Raw genomic sequence first — 21,938 nt, 5'->3', positions numbered from 1 at the left:
TGAAAACAAAGGCTTACAGCGTTGTTTACTGGCGTCCATGACAGGAATCGAACCTGCGGCGTTTCGCTTAGGAGGCGAACCCTCTATCCTGCTGAGGTACATGGACGTATATAAAATTTTCAGTGTTGGGCGATTGTTCCAACAAGCCCTTAGGAGGCGCTCGTTATATCCATTTAACTATGAGAACATCGTACGTAAAACGCACTTCTATAGAATAACAAAAATCCCGCAAAATAGCAAGCCCCGGCAATCATTCCTCTGCCAATTTATATTGGCTGCTGTTCACGCATGCGCTCCCGGCAATGCCAATTTCCTGCCCGTCTCTGCAACTTTATAATTCCGCTTTCGATCCTTCGGCAAACTTTGCAGTCCCTTGCATCCAGATCTGCCCTTTAAACCGGCGACCGACCTTCGGTTCTCCCATCAGATCCTTCTGGGCGATACCTACATGGAACAGCATATCGCTGCAGCTGATGGTCAGATCGTAAACCATCTCGCCGGTGACGCGGTTTTCCTTCGTATCGATCTTTGTAATCTCCCCGATGATGGAATACTGGTCACACTCGATGCCGCTTGGCATGAAAGTAGAATCCACGATAGAATACAGATCTTCCTTCATGGCACGTCTGGAAACCTGGGAATACAGATCAATATCCTCGATCGTCAGCGTTTCCATGGCATCTTCATCGCCTTTCTTCGCTGCCTCTAACAGGTTATTGCGGTCTCTGGCCGCTACCTTTGCCATCTCGATCTGCTTTCTGGTTTTATGGAGCGGAAGAAGCACCTTGCCTTCTGCTGCCAGACCAGTCAGATTCACCGATTCTACCGTCCGCGACATCCGCTTGATCTTTCGTTCCCGATATTCATAACCGTTTTCCAGATAAAAGATCAGGGAAATGCCCACCCGGTATTCATCCAGAAGTCCGGCATACGTCTCTTTTTCAGTGTGGCGCTGAATGGAGCAGTCTGTTTCAGATGATACATCTGCTGAATTCAGATAAGGATAATAGTACTCACACTGAAATGCCCCTTCTTCGTTCATTTCCCCCATCATGACGATGCCCATGCCGGGTGCCACCTCTGCCCGCAGTTCACACAGATTCGTCTCCTCATCAAGCTGGATGCGGCGCCATTTGGCGGACGGCACTAACGATGCTAGCAGCCGTTCGATATCCCGCTTTCTTCTATATGTGCTAAAGCCGATACTTCGCAAAAATTTATGCATAGTTTCATGCCCTCCAAATCCTCAAAAATTCGTATCTGCCCAGACTTCCTGAACATTTACAAACGTCTAATTTCTGAGAAAAATCTTTACGCCTCATTATACATGATACGTAACAGCATTTCAATCGGAAAGTTGACATGTGCAGCTTCCGGTAATATCATGGTAACTATTCAGAGCCAGGCAGATTTTCAGACAAAATTGTAAATCATACTTGCATGAATGAACGATTTTGTCTGGAAATCTATTTTGACTTTGGGATGTACCAGAACTTACAACTTCTGACTGATCACACAAACGAGAGGAGCAAAATTCATGAAACAGACTACCCCCACCATCGGCATTCTCGGAGCCGGTGCTGTCGGTTCCTACCTGGTTATGGGGCTTTCCGAAAAATATAAGGAAAATCTCTGGGTAATTGCCGACGGCGAACGCAAAAAACGTCTGGAAGAAAACGGACTCAACATCAATGACCAACACTATATTCTCAATGTAAAAACACCAGGTGAAGCGCACGGCGTTGATTTTCTCTTTGTCTGTCTGAAATATACCCAGCTTCGTTCTTCCCTTCCGGATATCGAAGCCATTGCAGATAAGCACACGACGGTCATCAGCCTGTTAAATGGCGTCGACAGTGAAGAAATCATCGGACAGCGCATCGGCATGGAGCATATGATCTATTCCCTGATCCGCATTGCCTCCCAGCGTATCGGCAACTCGATCCACTTTCCGGTTCCGAAAGGCTACAACGGAATTTATGTCGGTCTGCCGAACCAGCCTGCCAGTCAGGATCCGCGTCTTTTAGCCATTGCAGACATCTTTGCCGATACTCCTATTGTTCTGCATTTAAGTGATGACATCCTGCTCGATATCTGGGATAAATTCGGCTTAAATATTGCCCGCAACCTTCCCCAGGCAATCCTTGGCGTTGGCATGCAGGCTTACAATGACAGCACCTATATGAATGCCATCATGCGGCAGATGCGCCACGAGGTCGTTCTGGTCGCAAATGCCAAAGGGATTCCGCTCAAGGAAGAATTTAAAGCCGGAAAATGCAAACCGTCCCAGCGTTATTCCACCCTGCAGGATCTGGACGCACACCGTCACACAGAAATCGATATGTTCTCCGGAGCCCTGGTCCGCATGGGAAAAGAGCTCGGAATCGAATGCCCGTACAATGAAATGACCTACAATCTGATCAAAGTACTGGAAGAAAAAAATGATGGGAAGTTTGATTACCCGGAAGAATGACAAGAATCCTAACATACTTTCGTTTTAAAGGCTGCCGCAGGCGGCCTTTTTACATGCAAAGCCAAAAAGCCACCCTTGTCTTTGCCATTTCATTTGGCGGAAACAAGGTTGGCTTTTTATACAAATATTCAATTCTTTTTTCTGCGGCTCTGCCTGCTTATCCGGAAAATCAGCCCTTATAAAATTGCTTCCCGAATCTTCAGCACTACCTTTTTGATTTCCATACTTTCTCCCGGCGCGCAGTTTGGTCGGTGAATATCGTTTGTGAAATATACTGCAAAATCTCCAGGTTTCAGCTGAATAAAGTTCTCACCCGCTACTTCCGAATAGTACATGACATCCCGTTCCGGATGCTCCTCCCGCTCTTTTCCCTCCGGCAGCGGCGCAACTCCCTGCATTTCTTCTCCGCGAATCAGATACTGGATATCGATATACTTATAATGGCTCTCTGCCTTTTTATTTTCCGGCGCTGCAGTTGTCTGCTTCTGGATCATGGCGTAGATGTCATCCCCATCGATCTCATAACGGCCAACCTCCATATGTTCCAGATCGGAATTTTTCAAAAAATCAAACGCTTTCTGAAATGGCTCCGGCCACTTGCACTGCGCACTCTGTGCTTTCAAAGATGAATAAATCATGTTAAGCCTCCCTATTCTGCTTCATTGTGAAGTCGATACACAACTGCACATCTTGCAACACAATGTTAAAATTTCGGATGATTGACTGACCAATCCGGCTGCCCGCCGGATAATACTTTGTGAATCTGCATGGCCGCATGAAGCGCCATACGGCCCATACATTCTTCCGTATTGGATGCCATATGCGGTGTCAAAATCACTTTTTCATTCTTATATAACGGATAATCCTCTTTCGGCGGTTCCTGGCTCTGTACATCCAGTACTGCATAGCGAAGCTCTTCGTCTTTTAATGCCGCATCCAATGCATTTTCATCGACAACCTCACCTCTTGCGACATTTAGAAGGATTGCGCTATTTTTCATCATCTCAAACTCTTTTGCCCCGACTGCATTCCGGTTTGCCTCTCCGCCCGGCAGATGGAGACTGATAAAATCTGCTCCGGAAAATAACGCTTCCCAGCTGCACATCGTCACATACTCAGGCGCCTGCTCCTGCTTTACAAATGGATCATACGCAAGAATTTCCATATCCAGACCATAATAGGCTTTTTTTGCTACCGCACGTCCAATTCGCCCAAAACCAACAACACCAAGTTTTTTGCCGCCTACATCCAGTCCCTTATGGGAATTTTTATAGGTATACTCACCACGGTACATGGCATTGCTGCAGTCCCGGATATTTTTTGCTGCCATCAGCAAAGCAGATAAGGTATACTCTGCAACAGAATCTGACAGTGCCTGTGGGGTATTGGTTACCCAGATTCCACATGTTTCTGCCTCTTTGATATCAATATTATCGAATCCCACTCCGTGACGCGCAATGATTTTTACATGCTTTGCTGCATCAACCACTTCTTTCGGACACTGCGCAGTACGGATCAGCATTGCATCGCAATCAGCGATATCGCGAGCCATCTCCTCGGGTGAAAACCCGGTTCCTTCTTTTATTTCATAACCATGCTCCAGAAGATAGTCTGTTCCCTCTTTTGCTACAGCCTGCGGAATATATACTTTCATGTCTCTTATGCCTCCTTTAAGCTTACTTTCTTAGAGTTCAGATATTCTTTTCTGACTGTCCAGATCAGTGTACCTACTGCAATGAGCAGAAAGATACAGGAAATAGGAGAAGTCAGGAATGGGAGAAAACTTCCCTGGCTCTTCATGAGTCCACGGCGCAGGTTTGTTTCTACTGTCGGGCAAAGAATAAAAGCAAGAATGATCGGCGCCTGCGGCAGCTTCATTTTCTTCATGCCATATCCTAACAGACCAAATAACATCATAACTACAACATCAAATACACGGTTGTTATTTGCATACGCACCTACAGTGCAGAAAATCATAACAATCGGAAGAAGCAGATTCTTCGGTACCGACAGAATACGGATAAACACCCGCATACCCAGATACTCTACAATCAACATCATGATATTTGCTACGATCAGGGCTGTAAAAATACCATAAACAAGCTTACCTTCTGTACGGAATAACAGTGGTCCCGGGGTAATACCATGAATCATAAAGCCAGCCAGGATCAGCGCTGTTGTGTTATCTCCAGGAAGTCCCAGCGTTAATAACGGAACTAAAGCACCACCGGTAGATGCATTGTTGGAACTTTCCGAAGCAATCAGACCATCTACAATACCAGTTCCAAATTTCTCCGGATGTTTCGAACGGTTCTTAGCCACAGAGTATGCAAGGATATTACAGATACTTGCTCCAAGTCCTGGAAGGATACCGATTGCAGTACCAATCATAGTGGAAATCAGGAAATTGCTTCCCTGTCCCTTGATATCATTCAAAGTAAATCCAAATCCTTTAATCTTACAATCCTGGGCACGTTCTTCTCCAGGCTTGTTTTTATCTTCCAGTGCAGTCAGTACCTCTGCCACTGCAAACAGACCGATCAGCATTGGAATCATACTAAATCCGGCATTCAGTTCCGAAATTCCAAACGTAAACCGGGTGAAGCTTGTAATCGGGGCAATTCCCACAAATGCCAGGATCAGACCGATCATACCACTTAAAACACCTTTTACCAGGGATCCCGACGAAAGGCTTACGATCATCGTCAAAGAAAACAGTCCAATGGAAAAGTACTCATATGGTCCAAACTGCAGGGCAAATTTTGCAATAAATGGAGCCAGCAGCATCAGAATGATATAGCTGATCAGACCGCCAAAGAAAGAAGCAACAATACCAACTCCCAGTGCTTTTCCCGCTTCTCCTCTTGCTGCCATGGGATGACCATCAAACGTTGTTGCGACAGATGCAGCAGTACCTGGCATCTTTAACAGGATCGCACTGATCAGACCACCAGAGGTTCCTCCGATATACAATCCACAGAGAAGAGACAGACCTGCAATTGGATCCATGCCAAAAGTGAGCGGCAGGAACAATGCAACACCCATTGTTACACTTAATCCAGGAATGGCACCTACGATAATGCCCATGAATGTTCCAAGAAGGATCAGGACCATAATCGGCAAATTACAAATAGACAAAATGCCCGCTGTGATTTCACTCATTTTCTTTTTCCTCCTTTACAGAATTCCTTTCGGCAGACGTATTCCAAAAATTTCCGTGAAGATCAGGTAAATGATCACAACGGCCACCACTGCCAAAATTCCAAATCTTACCCATCTGATGTTTTCTTTTTTTGTCATCATACACAAGGTAAAATACAGAAACCAGACACTGTCGATGATAAATCCAACCGGTTTTAACAAAGCCGCATACAGAAAACATGCCACAATCATGCTCCACACGCCTATGGTATTTTTCTTGTATTCAACCGGCTTTTCCACATAGGTTTTACTGGATTTCCATCCTCTCATGGTCAATGTCAGTGAAAAGAAAAATACAATAACCGCAACGATCATCGGCAGAAATCCGGCTCCGATCAGATCTCCTTCTTTCCTGTTAATCTGAAAACTGAGAATAAATAAAATAACAGCTATCGCAATACCGATCATTCCACAGATCATATCGCTGTACTTTTTCATAATTTAGGGTCTCCTTCCTGTCAGCCTGGCATAAAAAGTGGACCAGCAGACGTACTGTCCTGGTCCACTGTCATACTATCTGGCTTTAAGACTACTGTGCTACGAACAGATCCTTATAAGAATTCAGCTTATCGTATACCTGCTGTGCATACTCTGTAGCTTCCTTCGGATCCATGTAAACCGGGGTTAATGCGTAGGAATCTTCTGCTGCCTTAACAAATTCCGGATTCTCAACAACTTTCTTCATAGCTGCACTAAAGGTATTTACAATATCATCCGGAGTTTCTTTTGGGAATGCAACAAAGAAGAATTTACCAAATACCATATTGTTCAGTCCCTGCTCTTTTGCAGTTGGGATGTCTGGGAACAGCGGGTTTCTTTCATCGTTTAAAACAGCCAGTGCTACGAACTCTCCGGTCTCCAGATAGTCCTTTACAACTGCGTACTCTACGTTGATGATATCGGTATTATGGCCAGCAAGAGCAGCTACTTTATCTGCATTACCACCGATATCAACAAGATTCAGATCAATACCAGCCTCTTTTTCAAGTGCAAGACCAACTAACTGCGGATAACCGCCTACAGCCATACCAAATTCAAGCTTGCCCGGATTTGCTTTTGCCTGGTCAATGAACTCCTGCAATGTAGAAAAGCCAGAATCTTTATGAGTTACAAGAAGCGTTGTGTTCGCCTGCAGGCACACACCAGCCATTTTAAACGCATCCAGCTGATAATCCACCAACTCCGCAATTTCCGGAAGCATAGCTTCTGTGTGGAAGAACAGGGCATTGTAACCATCTGGCTCTGCGGAACGAACCTGCTCCATACCAATCGTTCCAGAAGAACCTGAAACGTTTACAACCGGCATAGCCACGCCCAATTCTTTTTCCATGTACTTTGTCAGCAGACGGGCATTTGCGTCCGTATCTCCTCCGGCCTTTACCGGTACCACGATCTGGATCGAGTCACTCGGGTAAGTATCCTCCTTTTTGCTGCATCCTGTAAATACCATGCTGGCTGCGATTGCTGTTGCAAGTACCACTGCGATTTTTTTCTTCATAGTTCTTCTCCTTTTATCTTGTAAAATTAATATTAATCGCTTAGATATCACTGTTATAACAGTTTGGGTAAAAAATAAAAGCTCTTCCTACTCCCCTCCTTACGCCATATTGTTATGACTGTTATAACATATAAAAAAGTAAGCAAAATAATGCTTTTTGACTTTCTCCCATTTGGGTCTGCTTATGCCTTCTCTTCTTTTTCCGGCAATGTTGCAAGAATTGGTCCAAGTGAATCCAGAATATGTTCCCGCATGGCTTTTTCCGCCCGTTCCGGGTCTCCTGTGTTGATTTCATCCAAAAGCTTTCTATGCCAGTATCTTGGATACTGCGTTTTAGATGCGCGTGCACCCAAAGCTTTGCACAATACCCAGAACAGATTGATGCGGTTTAATGTTTTGATCAGCATCTCATTGTCTGTAAGTTCAGCAAGACCACGGTGGAACCGAAGATGATTTTTTCTGGAATCCAATGCACTGTTTTCTTCATAAGGAACCGTATCGAGTTCTGTTGCAATGTAGATCAGCTCCTGCATGCGCTCCGGAGAAGGATTCTGACTCACAATCCGGGCCACCTGACATTCGATGGCTTCCCTGAGTTGATAACATTCCATGATTTTCTTTCTATTTGGAATGGTAACAAAGGAACCCCACTGCGGTTTGGATTCAACCAATCCATCTTCCTCCAGTTTCTTTAAAGCTTCAATAACTGGTATGACACTGACACTGGTCACTTCTGCCATCTTTCTTCTGGAAAGTTTCATTCCTGGTGGAAATTCACCATCCAGGATCTTTTGTGAAATAATACGATATGCGACATCTGCCGCAGTCTGAAAAACTTCTTCCTGCATGTTCTCTCCTTCTCTTTACGCTATCATAATATTACTGTTATAACGTTTTTGTCAATATCTATTTTGTGCATATTCCCTAGTTCTACATTCTGTTCAAAAATTAACATTGTCTTTTGTGCACATTTCATATTCTTCCAGCGAATCTGCTTTTATCATATTGACATTCTGTTATAACAGTAATATCATGCAAACAAATTTAATCTTAATTAAGGAGGACCTTCCATATGAATCCACAAACCACGCAAACCGCACAGGAAAAAGCTCAGGAACTTCTTGCCCTGGAGCAGGAACTGGTGTTATCCTCATTTTCCAACGAAGATGCATTAAACATTGGCCTGCAGGCTGTCGCTTATATCCATGAAGCAAAGAAAAGCGGCGTTTACATCGAAATCCGCCGCGGTGAAAATATTGTTTTTTCCCACTGTATGGATGGTGCCAACTGGGATAATCGCCTTTTTGCGCAGAGGAAATTAAATACCGTCACAAAATTTGAACATTGCTCTATGTATGCCGGTGAAAAATATATTACAAAAGGACGACAGTTTTATGATTATTATGCGCCGCAGGAGTATCAATGTGCCGGAGGTGGTTTTCCTATTGTAATTCCTGGAACCGGTATGGTCGGAATGGTCGGTGTGTCTGGTCTTTCCGCAGCAGAAGACCACGAAGTATGTGTCGAGGCTCTCAGACGTTTTCTGAAAAAAGCATAAGGAGGCACCAGCATATGAGTTATCAAAGAGAATTTTCTCACAGACTGAGAGCCGGATTGGTCGGAATCGGTTCTCATGCATACCGCAACATTCTCCCGGTTATGAATTTCCTCCCAGTTCAGCTCGTTGCTGTCTGCAATCGCAGCAACATCGAGCTTGCACAGCTTACTGCCGCCCAGTATGGCTGTAAAAGTTATCAGAAACCAGAAGAAATGTACGAAAAAGAAAATCTGGACTGTGTATTTATCTGTGTCTCCCCGGAAGCACATCCGTCTCTTGTAATCCAGGCTCTTCAGACCGGCTTACACGTATGGGTAGAAAAACCTGCCGCCATGAATAGCGAACAGATTTTGCAGATGATCGAAGCCAGACAAGACCAGGTTGCCTTGGTCGGCTACAAAAAAGCCTTTATGCCCGCTGTAACCAAAGCCCGCGAGGTGATCCAGTCTGAAAAATACGGGAATCTGGAAAGCATGCTTGCCGTATACCCTATGAAAATGCCTCAAAACTGGACGGAAGTAATTCAGAAGGGTATCCGGACAGACTGGCTGAACAACGGCTGCCATTCTCTTTCTGTCATGCTTTCAACCGGAGGTTCCGTGCAGTCCGTTGTTTCTGTCCAAAATGAAACTGGGCATGGCGCAAATATCATCAAATTTAAAAATGGTGCAATCGGCACATTTTACCTTGCATCCGGTCCCCAGCCAATTGAGGAATATCATTTTTATTCCCAGAAGTGGCATCTGCACATCGATGACAGCAGTAAAGTCACACTGCAAAGAGGAATTCCTTTTGTTTACGAACGCACTACTTCCTTCACTGCACCAGGTGATGACTGCGGCGCAGTTGTCTGGAAAGTCCAGAACTGCAAAGCCTCTCTCGACAACCAGGCTGCCTTTGTCCAGGGCATGTATCAGGAAATGATGGAATTTTGCAACTGTATTCTGGAAAATCGGAAGCCAGATATTGGCTCTCTGGAATTTGCACTGGAACTCACAAAAACAGCGGAGGCTTTAGCTGTTTCTAATGGAAATGAGATCAGGTTATAATCAGCAGCCTCACCATCGACGCCCACTCGATATACAAGGCAGTAAAAAACTCCCCCGGAACCATTTTCACAGTCCCGTGGGAGTTTTTGTTATCTGTTTATGTTCAGCTCAAGACTTGTCTTATACAATACCCTGTGCCAGCATAGCATCTGCAACTTTCTCAAATCCTGCAATGTTTGCGCCTGCAACATAGTTGCCTTCTACGCCGTAACGTTTTGCAGCATCGTTTGCTTTTGCGAAAATGCCAACCATGATGTCATGCAGTTTTGCATCCACCTCTTCGAAGGTCCAGGACAGTCTCATGCTGTTCTGGCTCTGCTCCAGACCGGATACAGCAACACCGCCTGCGTTTGCAGCCTTACCAGGCATGAAGAGGATCTTCTTCTCTACGAACAGGTCGGTAGCCTCTCTGGTGGACGGCATGTTAGCACCCTCAGCTACTGCGAAGCAGCCGTTTGCGATCAGTGCCTTTGCATCGTCTAAGTTCAGCTCGTTCTGGGTTGCGCACGGAAGTGCGATGTCACACGGAATGGTCCAGATACCCTTGCCCTCGGTATATTTTGCAGTCGGAACAGCCTCAACATACTCTTTGATTCTGCCGCGGCGACCTTCTTTGATCTCTTTTACAACATCCAGCTTGATGCCGTCTGGATCATATACATAGCCGTTGGAATCGCTCATGGCAACAACCTTTGCACCCATCTGCTGAGCTTTCTCTACTGCGTAGGTTGCAACGTTTCCGGAACCGGAAACAACAACGGTCTTGCCAGCCAGCTCTTTGCCATTGTGCTTTAACATCTCATCCAGGATATAGACCAGACCATAACCGGTTGCCTGGGTTCTTGCCAGGGAACCACCGAAAGTCAGACCCTTACCAGTCAGGACGCCCTCATACAGACCGGTAATTCTCTTGTACTGACCAAACAGGAAACCAACCTCTCTTGCGCCTACACCGATATCGCCAGCCGGGCAGTCGGTATCTTTACCGATATGACGGTACAGCTCAGTCATAAAGCTCTGGCAGAATGCCATAACCTCACGGTCAGATTTGCCCTTCGGGTCGAAGTTGGAACCACCTTTACCACCACCCATAGGCAGTCCGGTTAAGGAGTTTTTCAGAGTCTGCTCAAAGCCTAAGAATTTTAAGATGCTCTGGTTTACGGACGGATGGAGACGAAGACCTCCCTTGTACGGTCCGATCGCGCTGTTGAACTGTACACGATAGCCCTTGTTTACCTGTACTTTACCGTTATCATCTACCCACGGAACCTTGAAGGAGACGATTCTCTCCGGCTCTACAAAACGCTCCAGGATACCAGCTTTGCGGTATTTCTCCTCGTTTGCGTCAATCACCAGTTTTAAGGAATCCAGAACCTCTTTCACTGCCTGATGGAACTCCGGCTCGCCCGGGTTCTGTGCTACTACTCTCTCATAGACCTCATCTACATAAGACATAACTATTCTCCTCCTTGAGCTATTATCTTTTTCTTAAAAAAGACAATGAGGCACCGCCAATATCGGCGGAGCCCCATTGCTCTCAACGTATCGTAGAAATTATAGCAAGTTAATATGCTAAAGTCAATCCTTTGATTTCGAAACTTTTATCGCAAAAAATCATAGCTGATATGCCTTGTATTTATATTTTCGTAAAGAAGCCATAACATGATTCCGCAAATACATAGGTTCACGGACTTGAAATAATTAGGACTGCGCGGCAATCTTCTCCGCTAATTCCTGTAAATACATCCAGCGGTCCATTTTCTCTTCCAGCAATGCTTCCTTTTCTGCCTTCTCAGTCATCAGCTGGTTCAGCTTGCCATAATTAGTCGCGGATTCCGCGATCTGGCCGTCCAATGCCTCGATTTCTGCTTCCAGCCCGGCGATCTCATCCTCGATCGTATCCCACTCGCGCTGCTCCTTGTAGGAGAATTTCAGCTTTTTCTGGTGTGCGCGGCCATCCTGCGAGGATTTTTTGCCTGCACCAACTGCATTGAGGTCATCCGCATCCGCTGCATTCTGGTCCAGACTTCCTGCTGCACCATTTCCACCAGCTGCTCCAACACTTCCCGCTGCGCCACGGCCATAACGATCTCCTGCTGCACCATTCTTCCCGCGTCCAGCACTTCCGCACAGCAACTCCGGGTGTTTTAGCAGATAAGCCGCCTGGTAATCCGTGAAGCCGCCCTCATACTGCACGACCTTTCCATCGCCCTCAAACGCGAAGATCCGGCGCACCATGCGGTCCAGGAAATACCGGTCATGCGATACCGTGATCACAATCCCCTGGAAGCTGTCCAGATAATCCTCCAGAATGGTCAGCGTGCGGATGTCGAGGTCGTTGGTCGGCTCATCCAGGAGCAGGACATTTGGCGCGTCCATCAGGATCCGTAAGAGATACAGTCTGCGCTTTTCACCGCCGGAAAGGCGGCTGATCGTGGTATACTGCACGCTTCCCGGAAAAAGAAAGCGCTCCAGCATCTGGGATGCGCTGATGCTTCCGTCCTTTGTCTGCACGTACTCTGCCACGTTGCGGATATAGTCAATGACCTTTAAGCTTTCATCCATGGCCTCATTTTCCTGGGAGAAGTAACCGATCTTTACGGTCTGGCCGATCTCAATGCTTCCGGAATCCGGCTGCACCCATCCGGCGATCATCTTCATGAGCGTGGACTTTCCGCTTCCGTTCGGTCCGATGATTCCCACACGGTCATTCTTTAAGAAAATGTAGGTGAAATCTTTTAACAGCACCTTATTGCCGTAGGACTTGCACAGGTCCTTCACTTCGACCGTTGTGCGTCCCAGACGGCTGGAAATAGATTCCATCTCCACCTCTTTGTCAAACTCCGGCGCATCCATGTCACGAAGGGCTTCATAGCGCTGAATGTGGGCCTTCTGTTTGGTGGAACGTGCACGGGCACCTCGCTGCATCCAGGCAAGCTCAGTTTTTAAGATGGACTGACGCTTGCGCTCCGATGCCACGGCAATGTCGATGCGCTCTGCTTTCAGCTTTACAAATCCCTCATAATTCGTCTGATAGCTGTAAAGCTTTCCTTTATCCAGCTCTACGATCCGGTTCGTTACGCTGTCCAGGAAATACCGGTCATGCGTGATCATAAGAAGCGCACCGCGGAATTTCTTTAAGTAGTCCTCAAGCCAGTCTGCCATCTCACTGTCTAAGTGGTTGGTCGGCTCGTCCAGGATCAGAAGATCGGCTGTGGAGAGCAGCACACTGGTCAGCGCCACACGCTTTCTCTGACCACCGGACAAATGCTCCACCTTCTCGTCAAAGTCATAGATGCCAAGCCGCGTCAGAATATTCTTCGCGCTGGCCTCGATTTCCTCGCGGGAGGAAAAATGTGGCTCTGACGCATTGTCCCGCACGATTGCATCCAGAACCGTATCCCCTGAGGTGAAGACCGGGATCTGAGGAAGGTAGCGGATATATAAGTTGCGCCGACGCACCACAGAGCCGTCATCCGGCTCCTCCAGACCTGCCACGATCTTTAACAGCGTGGATTTTCCGGTTCCGTTGATGCCGATCAGGCCAACCTTCTCGCCTTCGTTGATGCTGAATGCGGTATCATCAAACAGCAGGCGCTCGGTATAAGATTTTGTCAAATGTTCAATTGTAATTAAGCTCATAATTCACTCCACATGTGCAAAAAGGACAGCCCCGTCGATCCCCGCGGGGTTCGGTCATGGGACTGCCCTCTCTATTTTCAGGTTTGTTTTTCAGGCTTGTCTTTGCCGTTCACGCAAAAAGCCGCGGCAAATGCCAGGAAATTAATCCTCGTCTTCCTTCTCATCCACAGCAAATACAAAACGCTTTCTTGCCATCTCGTCGCTCTCAAGGTACTCGTCGTAGGTGGTGATTTTATCGATCAGCTTACCGTTTACGATCTCCATAATACGGTTTGCGGTGGTCTGCACGATCTGGTGGTCACGGGAGGAGAAAATCAGCACGCCCGGGAACTTGATCAGTCCGTTGTTCAGTGCAGTGATCGACTCCATATCCAGATGGTCAGTCGGCTCGTCTAACATCAGCACGTTTGCTCCAGAGATCATCAGCTTGGAAAGCATGCAGCGGACTTTCTCACCACCGGACAGAACGCGAACCTTCTTCACGCCATCCTCGCCGGCAAACAACATACGGCCAAGGAAACCACGTACATAGGTTACATCCTTCTCCGGAGAGTACTGGGTCAGCCAGTCTACGATAGTATCGTCGCTGTCGAACTCTGCAGTATTGTCCTTCGGGAAATAAGACTGGGTTGTGGTAAGACCCCACTTGTAGGAGCCCTCGTCCGGCTCCATCTCGCCTGCCAGGATCTGGAACAGAACAGTCTTTGCACGCTCATTCGGTCCAACCAGTGCAACCTTGTTGTCGCGGGTCAGGGTGAAGCTGATGCCATCTAAGATTTTCTCGCCGTCGATGGTCTTGGATAAGTTCTCAACAGTCAGGACCTCATTTCCGATCTCACGGAACGGGCGGAAGTCGATGTACGGATATTTACGGCTGGACGGACGGATGTCGTCTAACTCGATCTTCTCTAAGGCACGCTTTCTGGATGTAGCCTGCTTGGACTTGGAAGCGTTTGCGGAGAATCGCTGGATGAACTCCTGCAGCTCTTTGATCTTCTCCTCTTTCTTACGGTTTGCTTCCTTCATCTGTTTTACCATCAACTGGCTGGACTCGTACCAGAAGTCGTAGTTACCAGCATAAAGCTGGATCTTGCCGTAGTCGATATCTGCGATGTTGGTGCAGACCTTATTTAAGAAGTAACGGTCATGGGATACCACGATGACGGTGTTCTCGAAGTTAATTAAGAACTCCTCCAGCCATGCGATCGCATCCAGATCCAGATGGTTGGTCGGCTCGTCGAGAAGCAGGATGTCCGGGTTTCCGAACAGTGCCTGTGCCAGCAGAACCTTGACCTTTAACGCACCGGTTAAGTCTTTCATCAGGCTGTAATGATACTCGGTATCAACGCCCAGACCATTTAACAGGTTCGCTGCATCAGACTCAGCCTCCCAGCCGTTCATCTCTGCGAACTCACCCTCTAACTCTGCTGCCTTGATTCCGTCCTCATCGGAGAAATCCGGCTTCATGTAGATGGCATCTTTCTCTTTCATGACATCGTACAGGCGCTTGTTTCCCATGATAACGGTATCCAGTACGGTGTACTCGTCGTATTTAAAGTGGTCCTGCTGCAGGAAAGAAAGACGCTGACCCTGGGTGATGACAACGTCACCGTTGGTCGGCTCTAACTGTCCGGATAAGATTTTTAAGAAAGTAGACTTTCCGGCACCGTTCGCACCGATCAGTCCGTAGCAGTTTCCTTCGGTAAATTTGATATTTACATCTTCAAATAATGCTTTCTTGCCCACACGCAGGGTAACACCATTTGCACTAATCATTCTTTTCTAACACCTTTCATAAAAAAGAGGGGCATAATCATGTCCCTCGTCTTTTGCATCATCTCTATTTTACAGGAATTTCCGTATTTTGCAAGCGCTATTTCACTGGATTTTACGGGAATTTTCAGGTTTTTCCACAGTTTTCCCAAATACAGAACTGCTTTTCCACAAAATCATCTGTTTCCGGGTGTGTTTTGAGAATATCCCGCAATCATTTTCCATTTCGCCTTGCCTGTCCGCATCAGTCATTCAATCGGTTTTTCTGTCAGAATGTCAGTTTCCAGCTAGGCCCGTTTCCACTCCACAGAAGCCGCCAGCAACGCCCGCAGGCAGAACTCTTCCCGCTTCACCAGCTCATCCTCCAGCAACCCGCGGTTTTCATCAGAATGTTCTACCTCTCTTGAGAAGCAATGCACCAGATCCACGATCTGCGCCTCTGGCAATGCATGTCCCTGTGTTTTCTCCTGCAGCCACTCTGCCATGAGCATTTCCTCCACCAGGATCGTTGCCGCCACAGCCAGCTTCATTTTTCCATATGGATTGTCGTTGTAAACAGCCCCGCAGAAGTAGCCGAACACAAAGTATACCATGATCTGCTCCCTGAGAAGCTCCATGCGTGTACCATTTGCCGTCAGAAACGCCCGGCGGTTCGCCTCGTACGTTTCCCGTCCGGCTCCGTAAAGGATCTCATCCATACCATCCCTGCGTGCTGGCCATGCAGCATCCAGCGGCTCCATCTTCTCAAACACCGCGAAAAGTTCACTTGCAGTTTCAAAGCGGCTGTACTGCCCAAGTCCGGCCGATGCCAGGCGGCGGCAGAAACGCTCCACAACACCTCCGGCACTGCCTGGTACCGTCTGGTCAATGTCTGCTGCATCTTTTTCAGCGTTCCCAGCTTTCTCTGTGTTCTTCACTTCCTGCGCATGCTCTTCCGCCTGCACTGCACGGCACATGCTTCCCACGCGGTACCGCTCCAGCAGTCCGTCCACCTCATAAAGCTTCTCATCCCGCACTCTGCGCTGCAGATCATGAGCCAGTGCCAGGCACATCGCCATGCGCAGCTCACTGGATAAATTCCGGTTTTCCAGAATCTCAAAGATCACATCACGCACTTCACCGAGCTTGGTATACAGGAAAAAGTCAAAATCCTCATCCTCACAGCTTTCCTCTTTGTCATTCTCGCTGGAAAGAAAACGCACCGGTTCCTTCGTTCCCAGAATGATCCGCGCTGCCTCAATGCACGACAGACACAGCGACACCTCACGCACACCATCAAACACCTCGATATGACGTGGATAAGTCCGGCAGGTCCAGCAAAGGCTGTCCGATCCCATACCGATATAAAGATCACACAGATTCTCCTGATTCAAAAATGCACAGCGGTGATCGCGCTGTTTAAAACACTTCTGTTTCCAGTCCACCGACTCCTGCAAGCGTGTCTTCATCTCACCCTCAGCCTGACGGTATTTCTTCAACGATTTCGGATCGATCGTAATCGCCCAGCCTGCACAGCAGGTATCCTCACACGCCGACGCAATGCACTGGAATTTCTTATAGTAATGCGGATATGTATACAGCATACTCATTATCTCCTGACAAATTTTATCACTACTAATTATTATACCAACATCACACCGTAAATATCAATAGGTCCGAAAGCCCCCGCCCCGCCATGCGTAAACGCATTCACGCATGGCGGGGCGGGGGCTTTCTACTGTATTGGCTCCGCTACATACGAAAAACCTGCAGCCACTACTGAAATGGCAAAGATAGGCTAACTATCTGCCATTTCAGTAATGGCTGCAGGTTTTTTGTAGTAAAGCCAGTACACAGGAAACGCAAGCCAGCCGGTACAGGATAAGCATTTGCTTGAAAATCCGTGAGTGGGCGAGCAAAAGGATTTTCACCCAAATGCGTTCCTGTACCGGCTGGCTTGTGTTTCCGTATCTGCAGAGATTTACTGTGCGATATTGTTACTTAAGCATCGCCCCATAGCGCCCCAAAAAGTTCTTGGTACGCTCATTCTCCGATGCAAATACCTGCGCCGGAGTTCCCTCCTCGACGATAACTCCGTCTGCCACAAAGATCACGCGGTCGGAGATATCTCTCGCGAAGGCCATCTCATGGGTTACGATCACCATGGCAATGTGCAGGTCTGCCAGCGACTTAATAACCTTTAACACCTCTCCAGTCAGCTCCGGATCCAGTGCGGAGGTCGGCTCGTCGAAGAACAGGATCTTCGGGTTTAATGCCAGGGCACGGGCAATCGCCACACGCTGGCACTGTCCGCCGGATAACTGGCACGGATACGCGTCCGCCTTGTCGGCCAGTCCCATTTTCTCCAGAAGTTCCATGGCTTCCTTTCGTACCTCTTCTTTATCCCGCTTCTGAACTGCCACTGGTGCATCCATCACATTGCGGAGCACCGAATAGTGCGGAAACAGGTTAAAGTTCTGGAATACCAGGCCGTAATTCTGCTGGATCTTCTTCAATTCCTGTTTCGATGCATAAACTGCGTTTCCTGCTGCATCGTTCCAGGCTGCCTTTTCCCCTAAGTAGATCAGCTCACCACTGTCCATGGTCTCTAACATGGTCGCACAGCGCAGCAGCGTGGATTTACCCGAACCAGACGGCCCGATGATGGATACGATCTCGCCCTCTCCTACATGCAGAGAAATATCCTGAATGACCCCAAGGTCTCCAAATGATTTTTTTACATGATTCATTTCCAGTAAGTTCATGATATCCTCCGAATTTATTGATAGTAGGAAAGTTTCTTCTCAATCCATTCCATGGCTACTGCCACGATCAGGTTAAAGACATAATAGAATACACCGGCTGCCACAAACGGGATCATGCTGGTCTGGGAAGATGCCAGTGCTTTCGCAATAGCAAACATCTCCAGAACGCTGATGGTAAATGCCAGAGATGTATCCTTGACCAGGGTAATGACCTCGTTGGTCACGGACGGTAAGATCCGTTTGATCACCTGCGGCAGGATGATACGGAAAAAAGTCTGGCTGCGGCTGTAGCCTAAAAGCTTTGCAGCCTCGTACTGGCCTGCCGGCATAGACTGGATGCCGCTGCGGTAGATCTCCGCGAAATATGCTGCATAGTTGATGACAAATCCGATCATCGCTGCAATTAAACGGTAATTGTTACTCTTGATCTTAATGCCGAACAGATAATAAGGTCCAAAATAAACGACCATCAGCTGCAGCATCAGCGGGGTGCCGCGCATGATAGAGATGTAGGTCTTTACGATTCCCTGAAGGATCTTATTCTTCGACATTCTTCCGAATGCGATCAGAAGACCAAGGGGCAGGGAAAAAAGCAGCGTCACGACGAAAATTTCCGTGCTGACCAGCATTCCTCCTGCTAACTGTGATACCATTGTGTTAACCTGCATAACTTCTACTCCTTCGTTTTCTGATTCATTCGGGACGGCTTCGTTCTTCTGCCGTCACATATCATTCTTTTTTATTTTCCGATGGTGGTTACGTCACGACCAAACCATTTCTCAGAAATCTCTGCCATGGTGCCGTCTGCTGCCATCTCGTCCAGTGCGCCCTGAACTTTATCTCTTAACTCTTCGTTGCCCTTCTTAAAGCCGATACCGTACTCCTCGGAAGAAAGGGTCTCATCCAGGATGGTGTACTTGTCAGACTCGCCTCTCTGCTCAATCTGGTAACCAGCTACGATGACATCCATAGCGATGGCATCGACAGCGCCCATCTCCAGATCCATGAATGCAGCGTTGTAATCCGGGGTTGTCTGAAGAGTACCAAAGGTAGCGCTTAACTCTGCGTTGTCCTTTAATGCAGCCTCAGCGGAAGAATCGGTCTGAACCTCAACGACCTTGCCTGCCAGATCAGCCAGAGTGCTGATGCCGGAATCTGCTGCTACAACGAATACCTGGCTGTTGTCCATATATGGGGTACTCCAGGTGTAATCATCTTCACGTCCATTCATGGTAAAACCGTTCCAGATGCAGTCGATGGTGCCGGAGCTTAACTCCATATCCTTTGCGTCCCATGCGATCGGCTGCGGAACAAACTCAAGGCCCAGTCTGTCTGCCACTTCCTGTGCCAGTTCCAGATCAAATCCAGTATACTGACCGTCATCTCCGACAAAACCCATCGGCGGGAAATCCTGATCGAAGCCAACGGTAAAGGTACCGCCTTTCTCACCAGCCTCGTCTGCTGCCTCTGCGGTGGTTTCTTCTGCCTTGGTCTCCTCAGCGGAAGTTGCTGCCTCAGTTGCTGCTGCGGTGGTCTCTGCCGGTTTGCTGCCTCCGCATGCAGTCATGGATACCGCCATCATACCTGCCATTGCTGCGCTTAACATTCTCTTTCTCATAATATTTCCTCCTCATTTTGCGGGTTTTGCTGCTGCCTGCTGCCAGACAGTAACAGGGATTTTCCGCTGCGGTTCACTCCATTTTTCGAAGCGGATATTGTACACGTACCGCGAACACGTTATCATGGTAGCATACTAAAGTGTTTCTGTCTACCCTTTTTTTCACAAAAAGAAGATTCTCTGTTGCTGCACAAAGGCAGGAATTTTTCGAATCGTTTTGAACGGGCTCACATTTTTCCCGTCTCCTGCGCAAACCGGGCCAACTCTTCGTTTTTCCGGTTGATCGTTCCGAACACCTTGGCACAGCAGATCGCGCTCCTGCAGTCCTTCAGTACCCCAAGCGCCTCCTCATAAATTTCCTGCTGAATTGCTTCATACGGCCGCTCCGAAATCACCTGAACCGCCAGAGCCTTCGCCACCGGATAATCCAGGTCATTTTCATGCAGAATTCCTGCTGCAAATGGAATTCCCTGTCTTTGCAGCCTCCGGTAAACCGGAATCCCGCTCCCGTTTCCACCGATCACAAATACTTCCGGCTTGCCCTTCACCGGAGGCAGCTCCACCGAACCATACTCAGCGCAGTAGCTTTCCTGCGGGACCCCAAACAATTTTTCCATGCAGGTTTCTGTAAAGATTTCTTCCGGCGTTCCGCATTTCCAGATCTGGTTTTCGCCGACACAGACAACATAGTCCGATACCTTCTGCGCCAGATCCAGCTCATGCATGGACATCAGCACTGCCACCTTTCGCTCCCGCACCAGTGTTTTTAAAATGGTGAGCAGCTCCATCTTGTGACGGATATCCAAAAATGCAGTGGGTTCATCCAACAGGATCACCTGCGGCTGCTGGCAAATGGCGCGCGCCAGCAGGATTCGCTGCCGCTGTCCATCACTAATCCGGGAAAAATCCCGGTCTGCCAGATCCCTGGCACGCACCATGTCCAGTGCTTCCCAGACGATCTGCCGGTCTGCATCCGACAAGGTTCCAAATCGCCCTGTATGCGGATACCGGCCCATGGACGCCACATCAAAACAGGTCATAAGCTCTGGCCGCGTCCGCTCTGTCATCATGACGGCCATCCGCTTTGCGATCTCCTGCTCCGACCAGTCTTTCATGACTGTCTTTTCCAGGAAAACCGCACCATCTACCGGCTTTAGCTGTCCCGCGATACTTTTTAAGATCGTGGATTTTCCTGCACCGTTTGGACCGATCAGCGTCACGATCTCTCCACGTGCGACATGAATATTGATCTCGCGGATCCAGACTTTTCCATCATACCCCGCCGCAAGATCATCCGTCCTCAGATATGCTTCTTCCTGTTCCATCACTTCTGCACTCCCTTTCTGCGAATCATAATCCAGATCACCACCGGTGCCCCGAATACGGCTGTTACCGAGCTGATGGAAAGCTCCGTCGGTGCAAACAGCGTCCGCGCAATCAGGTCACTGAACAAACAGAACACCGCACCGCCCAGAAAGCAGCCGGGGATCACAACGATCGGCTTTGCCGTCCCAAACAACCGCTTCACGAGCTGCGGCACTGCGATTCCCACAAAGGATACCGGACCGGCAAAGGCTGTCACGCAGGCGGACAACACACTGGATAATAAAATCAGTTCCGCACGGAAACGCTTCACATTTACGCCAAGGCTTCTGGCATATTCTTCGCCGAGCTGATAGGCACTGATGGGCTTCGCCATACAAAAAGCAAGCACAAAGACCGGAAGCACCACAGCCGTGATCACCCTTACCTGATCCCAGGTCGTTCCAGAAAAGCTGCCCATAGACCAGTTGTGCAGGTTCACGATATTCGCGTCGTCCGCAAAGGTCACCACAAAATCCGTAATTGCCGAACAGATATAGCTGATCATGACACCGCATACGACTAACACCGACATCTGCCGGATCCGTTTTGCGATTACCAGCACAAAGCCCATGGAAAGCATGGAACCGGCAAAAGCTGCCACGATCATGATTGCTGAGCCCATAAAAAGTCCTTTTCCAAGAAACAGAATCATGACCAGTGCCACCACCAGCTTTGCCCCGGAAGAGATTCCAAGGACAAACGGTCCGGCGATTGGGTTTGAAAAAAAGGTCTGGAGCAGAAATCCGGACACGGAAAGCGCCCCGCCAAGCAGCGCCGCTGCAAGAAGTCTTGGCAGACGGATATCCCACAGGATGTGGAATGCTGTACTCTCTCGGTCTGTTCCGGACAAAATCGCCTGTATGTCCTGGAGAGAAAGAGAAACACTTCCCACGCGAAAGCTTGCCGCCGCAAGAACCGCCAGCAAAAATCCCAGCAGCAAAAATCCAAGTTGACAGCGCATGATCCGATTCTTCATAACGTTTTTCCTCTCATTCTTTCCAAACTGCAAGACAAACG

Annotated in this window: 21 protein-coding genes and 1 tRNA gene; 4 read left to right on the top strand and 18 right to left on the bottom strand. The window is 48.1% G+C overall.

Translation table 11 applies throughout. The features are described 5' to 3' along the window. Positions 1-29: 29 nt before the first annotated feature. Both DWZ40_RS16925 and DWZ40_RS16915 read right to left on the bottom strand, forming a co-directional pair. Positions 30-106: transfer RNA gene (locus DWZ40_RS16925), tRNA-Arg, on the bottom strand. Positions 107-331: 225 nt separating this feature from the next. Then, entirely contained in the window at positions 332-1,225 is an 894-nt protein-coding gene (locus tag DWZ40_RS16915; RefSeq protein WP_118544037.1) for a DUF3881 family protein, read from the bottom strand. A gap of 312 nt (positions 1,226-1,537) precedes the next feature. Between DWZ40_RS16915 and DWZ40_RS16910 the strand changes: the two genes are divergently transcribed. Both DWZ40_RS16910 and DWZ40_RS20395 read left to right on the top strand, forming a co-directional pair. Beyond that, entirely contained in the window at positions 1,538-2,473 is a 936-nt protein-coding gene (locus tag DWZ40_RS16910) for a ketopantoate reductase family protein (protein ID WP_118544036.1), read from the top strand. Between the two features lie 53 nt (positions 2,474-2,526). Beyond that, positions 2,527-2,655, top strand: coding sequence for a hypothetical protein (locus DWZ40_RS20395; RefSeq protein WP_279220683.1), 129 nt, complete (start codon positions 2,527-2,529; stop codon positions 2,653-2,655). Here the strand turns inward: DWZ40_RS20395 and DWZ40_RS16905 are convergent. The 6 genes from DWZ40_RS16905 to DWZ40_RS16880 form a co-directional block, all read right to left on the bottom strand. Further along, positions 2,650-3,111, bottom strand: coding sequence for a YhcH/YjgK/YiaL family protein (locus DWZ40_RS16905; RefSeq protein WP_118544035.1), 462 nt, complete (start codon positions 3,109-3,111; stop codon positions 2,650-2,652). The genes DWZ40_RS20395 and DWZ40_RS16905 overlap by 6 nt on opposite strands. Before the next feature lie 65 nt (positions 3,112-3,176). Continuing rightward, a complete protein-coding gene (locus DWZ40_RS16900) occupies positions 3,177-4,127 on the bottom strand; it encodes a hydroxyacid dehydrogenase (protein WP_118544034.1) in 951 nt (316 codons plus the stop codon). Between the two features lie 5 nt (positions 4,128-4,132). After that, positions 4,133-5,635: a tripartite tricarboxylate transporter permease gene (locus DWZ40_RS16895; protein WP_118544033.1), complete on the bottom strand. Its 1,503-nt coding sequence runs from the start codon at positions 5,633-5,635 to the stop codon at positions 4,133-4,135. A gap of 15 nt (positions 5,636-5,650) precedes the next feature. Continuing rightward, positions 5,651-6,112 (bottom strand): tripartite tricarboxylate transporter TctB family protein, encoded by a 462-nt coding sequence (locus DWZ40_RS16890; protein WP_118544032.1) that lies wholly within the window; start codon positions 6,110-6,112, stop codon positions 5,651-5,653. Between the two features lie 91 nt (positions 6,113-6,203). Further along, positions 6,204-7,172 (bottom strand): tripartite tricarboxylate transporter substrate binding protein, encoded by a 969-nt coding sequence (locus DWZ40_RS16885; protein ID WP_118544031.1) that lies wholly within the window; start codon positions 7,170-7,172, stop codon positions 6,204-6,206. A 182-nt stretch (positions 7,173-7,354) separates the two neighbouring features. After that, a complete protein-coding gene (locus DWZ40_RS16880; RefSeq protein WP_118544030.1) occupies positions 7,355-8,020 on the bottom strand; it encodes a GntR family transcriptional regulator in 666 nt (221 codons plus the stop codon). Between the two features lie 224 nt (positions 8,021-8,244). Here DWZ40_RS16880 and DWZ40_RS16875 point away from each other — a divergent pair, with 224 nt between their 5' ends. Both DWZ40_RS16875 and DWZ40_RS16870 read left to right on the top strand, forming a co-directional pair. After that, a complete protein-coding gene (locus tag DWZ40_RS16875) occupies positions 8,245-8,730 on the top strand; it encodes a heme-binding protein (protein ID WP_118544029.1) in 486 nt (161 codons plus the stop codon). 14 nt (positions 8,731-8,744) lie between these two features. Continuing rightward, positions 8,745-9,779 (top strand): Gfo/Idh/MocA family oxidoreductase, encoded by a 1,035-nt coding sequence (locus DWZ40_RS16870; protein WP_118544028.1) that lies wholly within the window; start codon positions 8,745-8,747, stop codon positions 9,777-9,779. 120 nt (positions 9,780-9,899) lie between these two features. On the opposite strand, the gene gdhA is transcribed toward DWZ40_RS16870, so the two are convergent. The 10 genes from gdhA to DWZ40_RS16825 all read right to left on the bottom strand — a co-directional run bounded on the left by gdhA (position 9,900) and on the right by DWZ40_RS16825 (position 21,897). Beyond that, positions 9,900-11,234, bottom strand: coding sequence for an NADP-specific glutamate dehydrogenase (gene gdhA, locus DWZ40_RS16865; protein WP_118544027.1), 1,335 nt, complete (start codon positions 11,232-11,234; stop codon positions 9,900-9,902). A gap of 246 nt (positions 11,235-11,480) precedes the next feature. Then, a complete protein-coding gene (locus tag DWZ40_RS16860; RefSeq protein WP_118544026.1) occupies positions 11,481-13,421 on the bottom strand; it encodes an ABC-F family ATP-binding cassette domain-containing protein in 1,941 nt (646 codons plus the stop codon). A gap of 141 nt (positions 13,422-13,562) precedes the next feature. Beyond that, entirely contained in the window at positions 13,563-15,197 is a 1,635-nt protein-coding gene (locus tag DWZ40_RS16855) for an ATP-binding cassette domain-containing protein (RefSeq protein ID WP_118544025.1), read from the bottom strand. Next, the gene (locus DWZ40_RS19675; protein ID WP_182431779.1) at positions 15,194-15,346 is read right to left on the bottom strand and encodes a hypothetical protein; all 153 of its coding nucleotides are present in this window, start codon (positions 15,344-15,346) and stop codon (positions 15,194-15,196) included. Before DWZ40_RS19675 ends, DWZ40_RS16855 begins: the two co-directional genes overlap by 4 nt. 135 nt (positions 15,347-15,481) lie before the next feature. Continuing rightward, on the bottom strand, positions 15,482-16,777 hold the full coding sequence (gene fliB / locus DWZ40_RS16850; RefSeq protein WP_182431778.1) for a flagellin lysine-N-methylase: 1,296 nt from the start codon (positions 16,775-16,777) through the stop codon (positions 15,482-15,484). A gap of 393 nt (positions 16,778-17,170) precedes the next feature. After that, positions 17,171-17,938 (bottom strand): amino acid ABC transporter ATP-binding protein, encoded by a 768-nt coding sequence (locus DWZ40_RS16845; protein WP_118544024.1) that lies wholly within the window; start codon positions 17,936-17,938, stop codon positions 17,171-17,173. A gap of 14 nt (positions 17,939-17,952) precedes the next feature. Then, positions 17,953-18,606: an amino acid ABC transporter permease gene (locus tag DWZ40_RS16840; RefSeq protein WP_118544023.1), complete on the bottom strand. Its 654-nt coding sequence runs from the start codon at positions 18,604-18,606 to the stop codon at positions 17,953-17,955. A gap of 71 nt (positions 18,607-18,677) precedes the next feature. Next, positions 18,678-19,556 (bottom strand): amino acid ABC transporter substrate-binding protein, encoded by an 879-nt coding sequence (locus tag DWZ40_RS16835; RefSeq protein WP_118544022.1) that lies wholly within the window; start codon positions 19,554-19,556, stop codon positions 18,678-18,680. A gap of 227 nt (positions 19,557-19,783) precedes the next feature. Next, positions 19,784-20,881 carry an ABC transporter ATP-binding protein gene (locus tag DWZ40_RS16830; RefSeq protein WP_118544021.1) on the bottom strand — a complete coding sequence of 366 codons (1,098 nt, stop codon included), beginning with the start codon at positions 20,879-20,881 and terminating at the stop codon, positions 19,784-19,786. Beyond that, positions 20,881-21,897, bottom strand: a complete 1,017-nt coding sequence (locus tag DWZ40_RS16825; RefSeq protein WP_118544020.1) for an iron ABC transporter permease — start codon at positions 21,895-21,897, stop codon at positions 20,881-20,883. The genes DWZ40_RS16830 and DWZ40_RS16825 overlap by 1 nt, the downstream gene beginning before the upstream one ends. Positions 21,898-21,938: the final 41 nt, after the last annotated feature.

Source organism: Clostridium sp. AF32-12BH (assembly GCF_003477935.1).
GTDB lineage: Bacteria > Bacillota > Clostridia > Lachnospirales > Lachnospiraceae > Brotaphodocola.
The sequence above is the reverse complement of the archived record's forward strand: the minus strand, read 5'-3'. Positions and strand labels throughout refer to the sequence as shown.

What these genes read in the sequence shown, in the direction of transcription:
- DWZ40_RS16915 (WP_118544037.1), bottom strand. Translation starts at nt 1,225, where the DNA reads ATGCATAAATTTTTGCGAAGTATCGGCTTTAGCACATATAGAAGAAAG.
- DWZ40_RS16910 (WP_118544036.1), top strand. Translation starts at nt 1,538, where the DNA reads ATGAAACAGACTACCCCCACCATCGGCATTCTCGGAGCCGGTGCTGTC.
- DWZ40_RS20395 (WP_279220683.1), top strand. Translation starts at nt 2,527, where the DNA reads ATGCAAAGCCAAAAAGCCACCCTTGTCTTTGCCATTTCATTTGGCGGA.
- DWZ40_RS16905 (WP_118544035.1), bottom strand. Translation starts at nt 3,111, where the DNA reads ATGATTTATTCATCTTTGAAAGCACAGAGTGCGCAGTGCAAGTGGCCG.
- DWZ40_RS16900 (WP_118544034.1), bottom strand. Translation starts at nt 4,127, where the DNA reads ATGAAAGTATATATTCCGCAGGCTGTAGCAAAAGAGGGAACAGACTAT.
- DWZ40_RS16895 (WP_118544033.1), bottom strand. Translation starts at nt 5,635, where the DNA reads ATGAGTGAAATCACAGCGGGCATTTTGTCTATTTGTAATTTGCCGATT.
- DWZ40_RS16890 (WP_118544032.1), bottom strand. Translation starts at nt 6,112, where the DNA reads ATGAAAAAGTACAGCGATATGATCTGTGGAATGATCGGTATTGCGATA.
- DWZ40_RS16885 (WP_118544031.1), bottom strand. Translation starts at nt 7,172, where the DNA reads ATGAAGAAAAAAATCGCAGTGGTACTTGCAACAGCAATCGCAGCCAGC.
- DWZ40_RS16880 (WP_118544030.1), bottom strand. Translation starts at nt 8,020, where the DNA reads ATGCAGGAAGAAGTTTTTCAGACTGCGGCAGATGTCGCATATCGTATT.
- DWZ40_RS16875 (WP_118544029.1), top strand. Translation starts at nt 8,245, where the DNA reads ATGAATCCACAAACCACGCAAACCGCACAGGAAAAAGCTCAGGAACTT.
- DWZ40_RS16870 (WP_118544028.1), top strand. Translation starts at nt 8,745, where the DNA reads ATGAGTTATCAAAGAGAATTTTCTCACAGACTGAGAGCCGGATTGGTC.
- gdhA (WP_118544027.1), bottom strand. Translation starts at nt 11,234, where the DNA reads ATGTCTTATGTAGATGAGGTCTATGAGAGAGTAGTAGCACAGAACCCG.
- DWZ40_RS16860 (WP_118544026.1), bottom strand. Translation starts at nt 13,421, where the DNA reads ATGAGCTTAATTACAATTGAACATTTGACAAAATCTTATACCGAGCGC.
- DWZ40_RS16855 (WP_118544025.1), bottom strand. Translation starts at nt 15,197, where the DNA reads ATGATTAGTGCAAATGGTGTTACCCTGCGTGTGGGCAAGAAAGCATTA.
- fliB (WP_182431778.1), bottom strand. Translation starts at nt 16,777, where the DNA reads ATGCTGTATACATATCCGCATTACTATAAGAAATTCCAGTGCATTGCG.
- DWZ40_RS16845 (WP_118544024.1), bottom strand. Translation starts at nt 17,938, where the DNA reads ATGAACTTACTGGAAATGAATCATGTAAAAAAATCATTTGGAGACCTT.
- DWZ40_RS16840 (WP_118544023.1), bottom strand. Translation starts at nt 18,606, where the DNA reads ATGCAGGTTAACACAATGGTATCACAGTTAGCAGGAGGAATGCTGGTC.
- DWZ40_RS16835 (WP_118544022.1), bottom strand. Translation starts at nt 19,556, where the DNA reads ATGAGAAAGAGAATGTTAAGCGCAGCAATGGCAGGTATGATGGCGGTA.
- DWZ40_RS16830 (WP_118544021.1), bottom strand. Translation starts at nt 20,881, where the DNA reads ATGGAACAGGAAGAAGCATATCTGAGGACGGATGATCTTGCGGCGGGG.
- DWZ40_RS16825 (WP_118544020.1), bottom strand. Translation starts at nt 21,897, where the DNA reads ATGAAGAATCGGATCATGCGCTGTCAACTTGGATTTTTGCTGCTGGGA.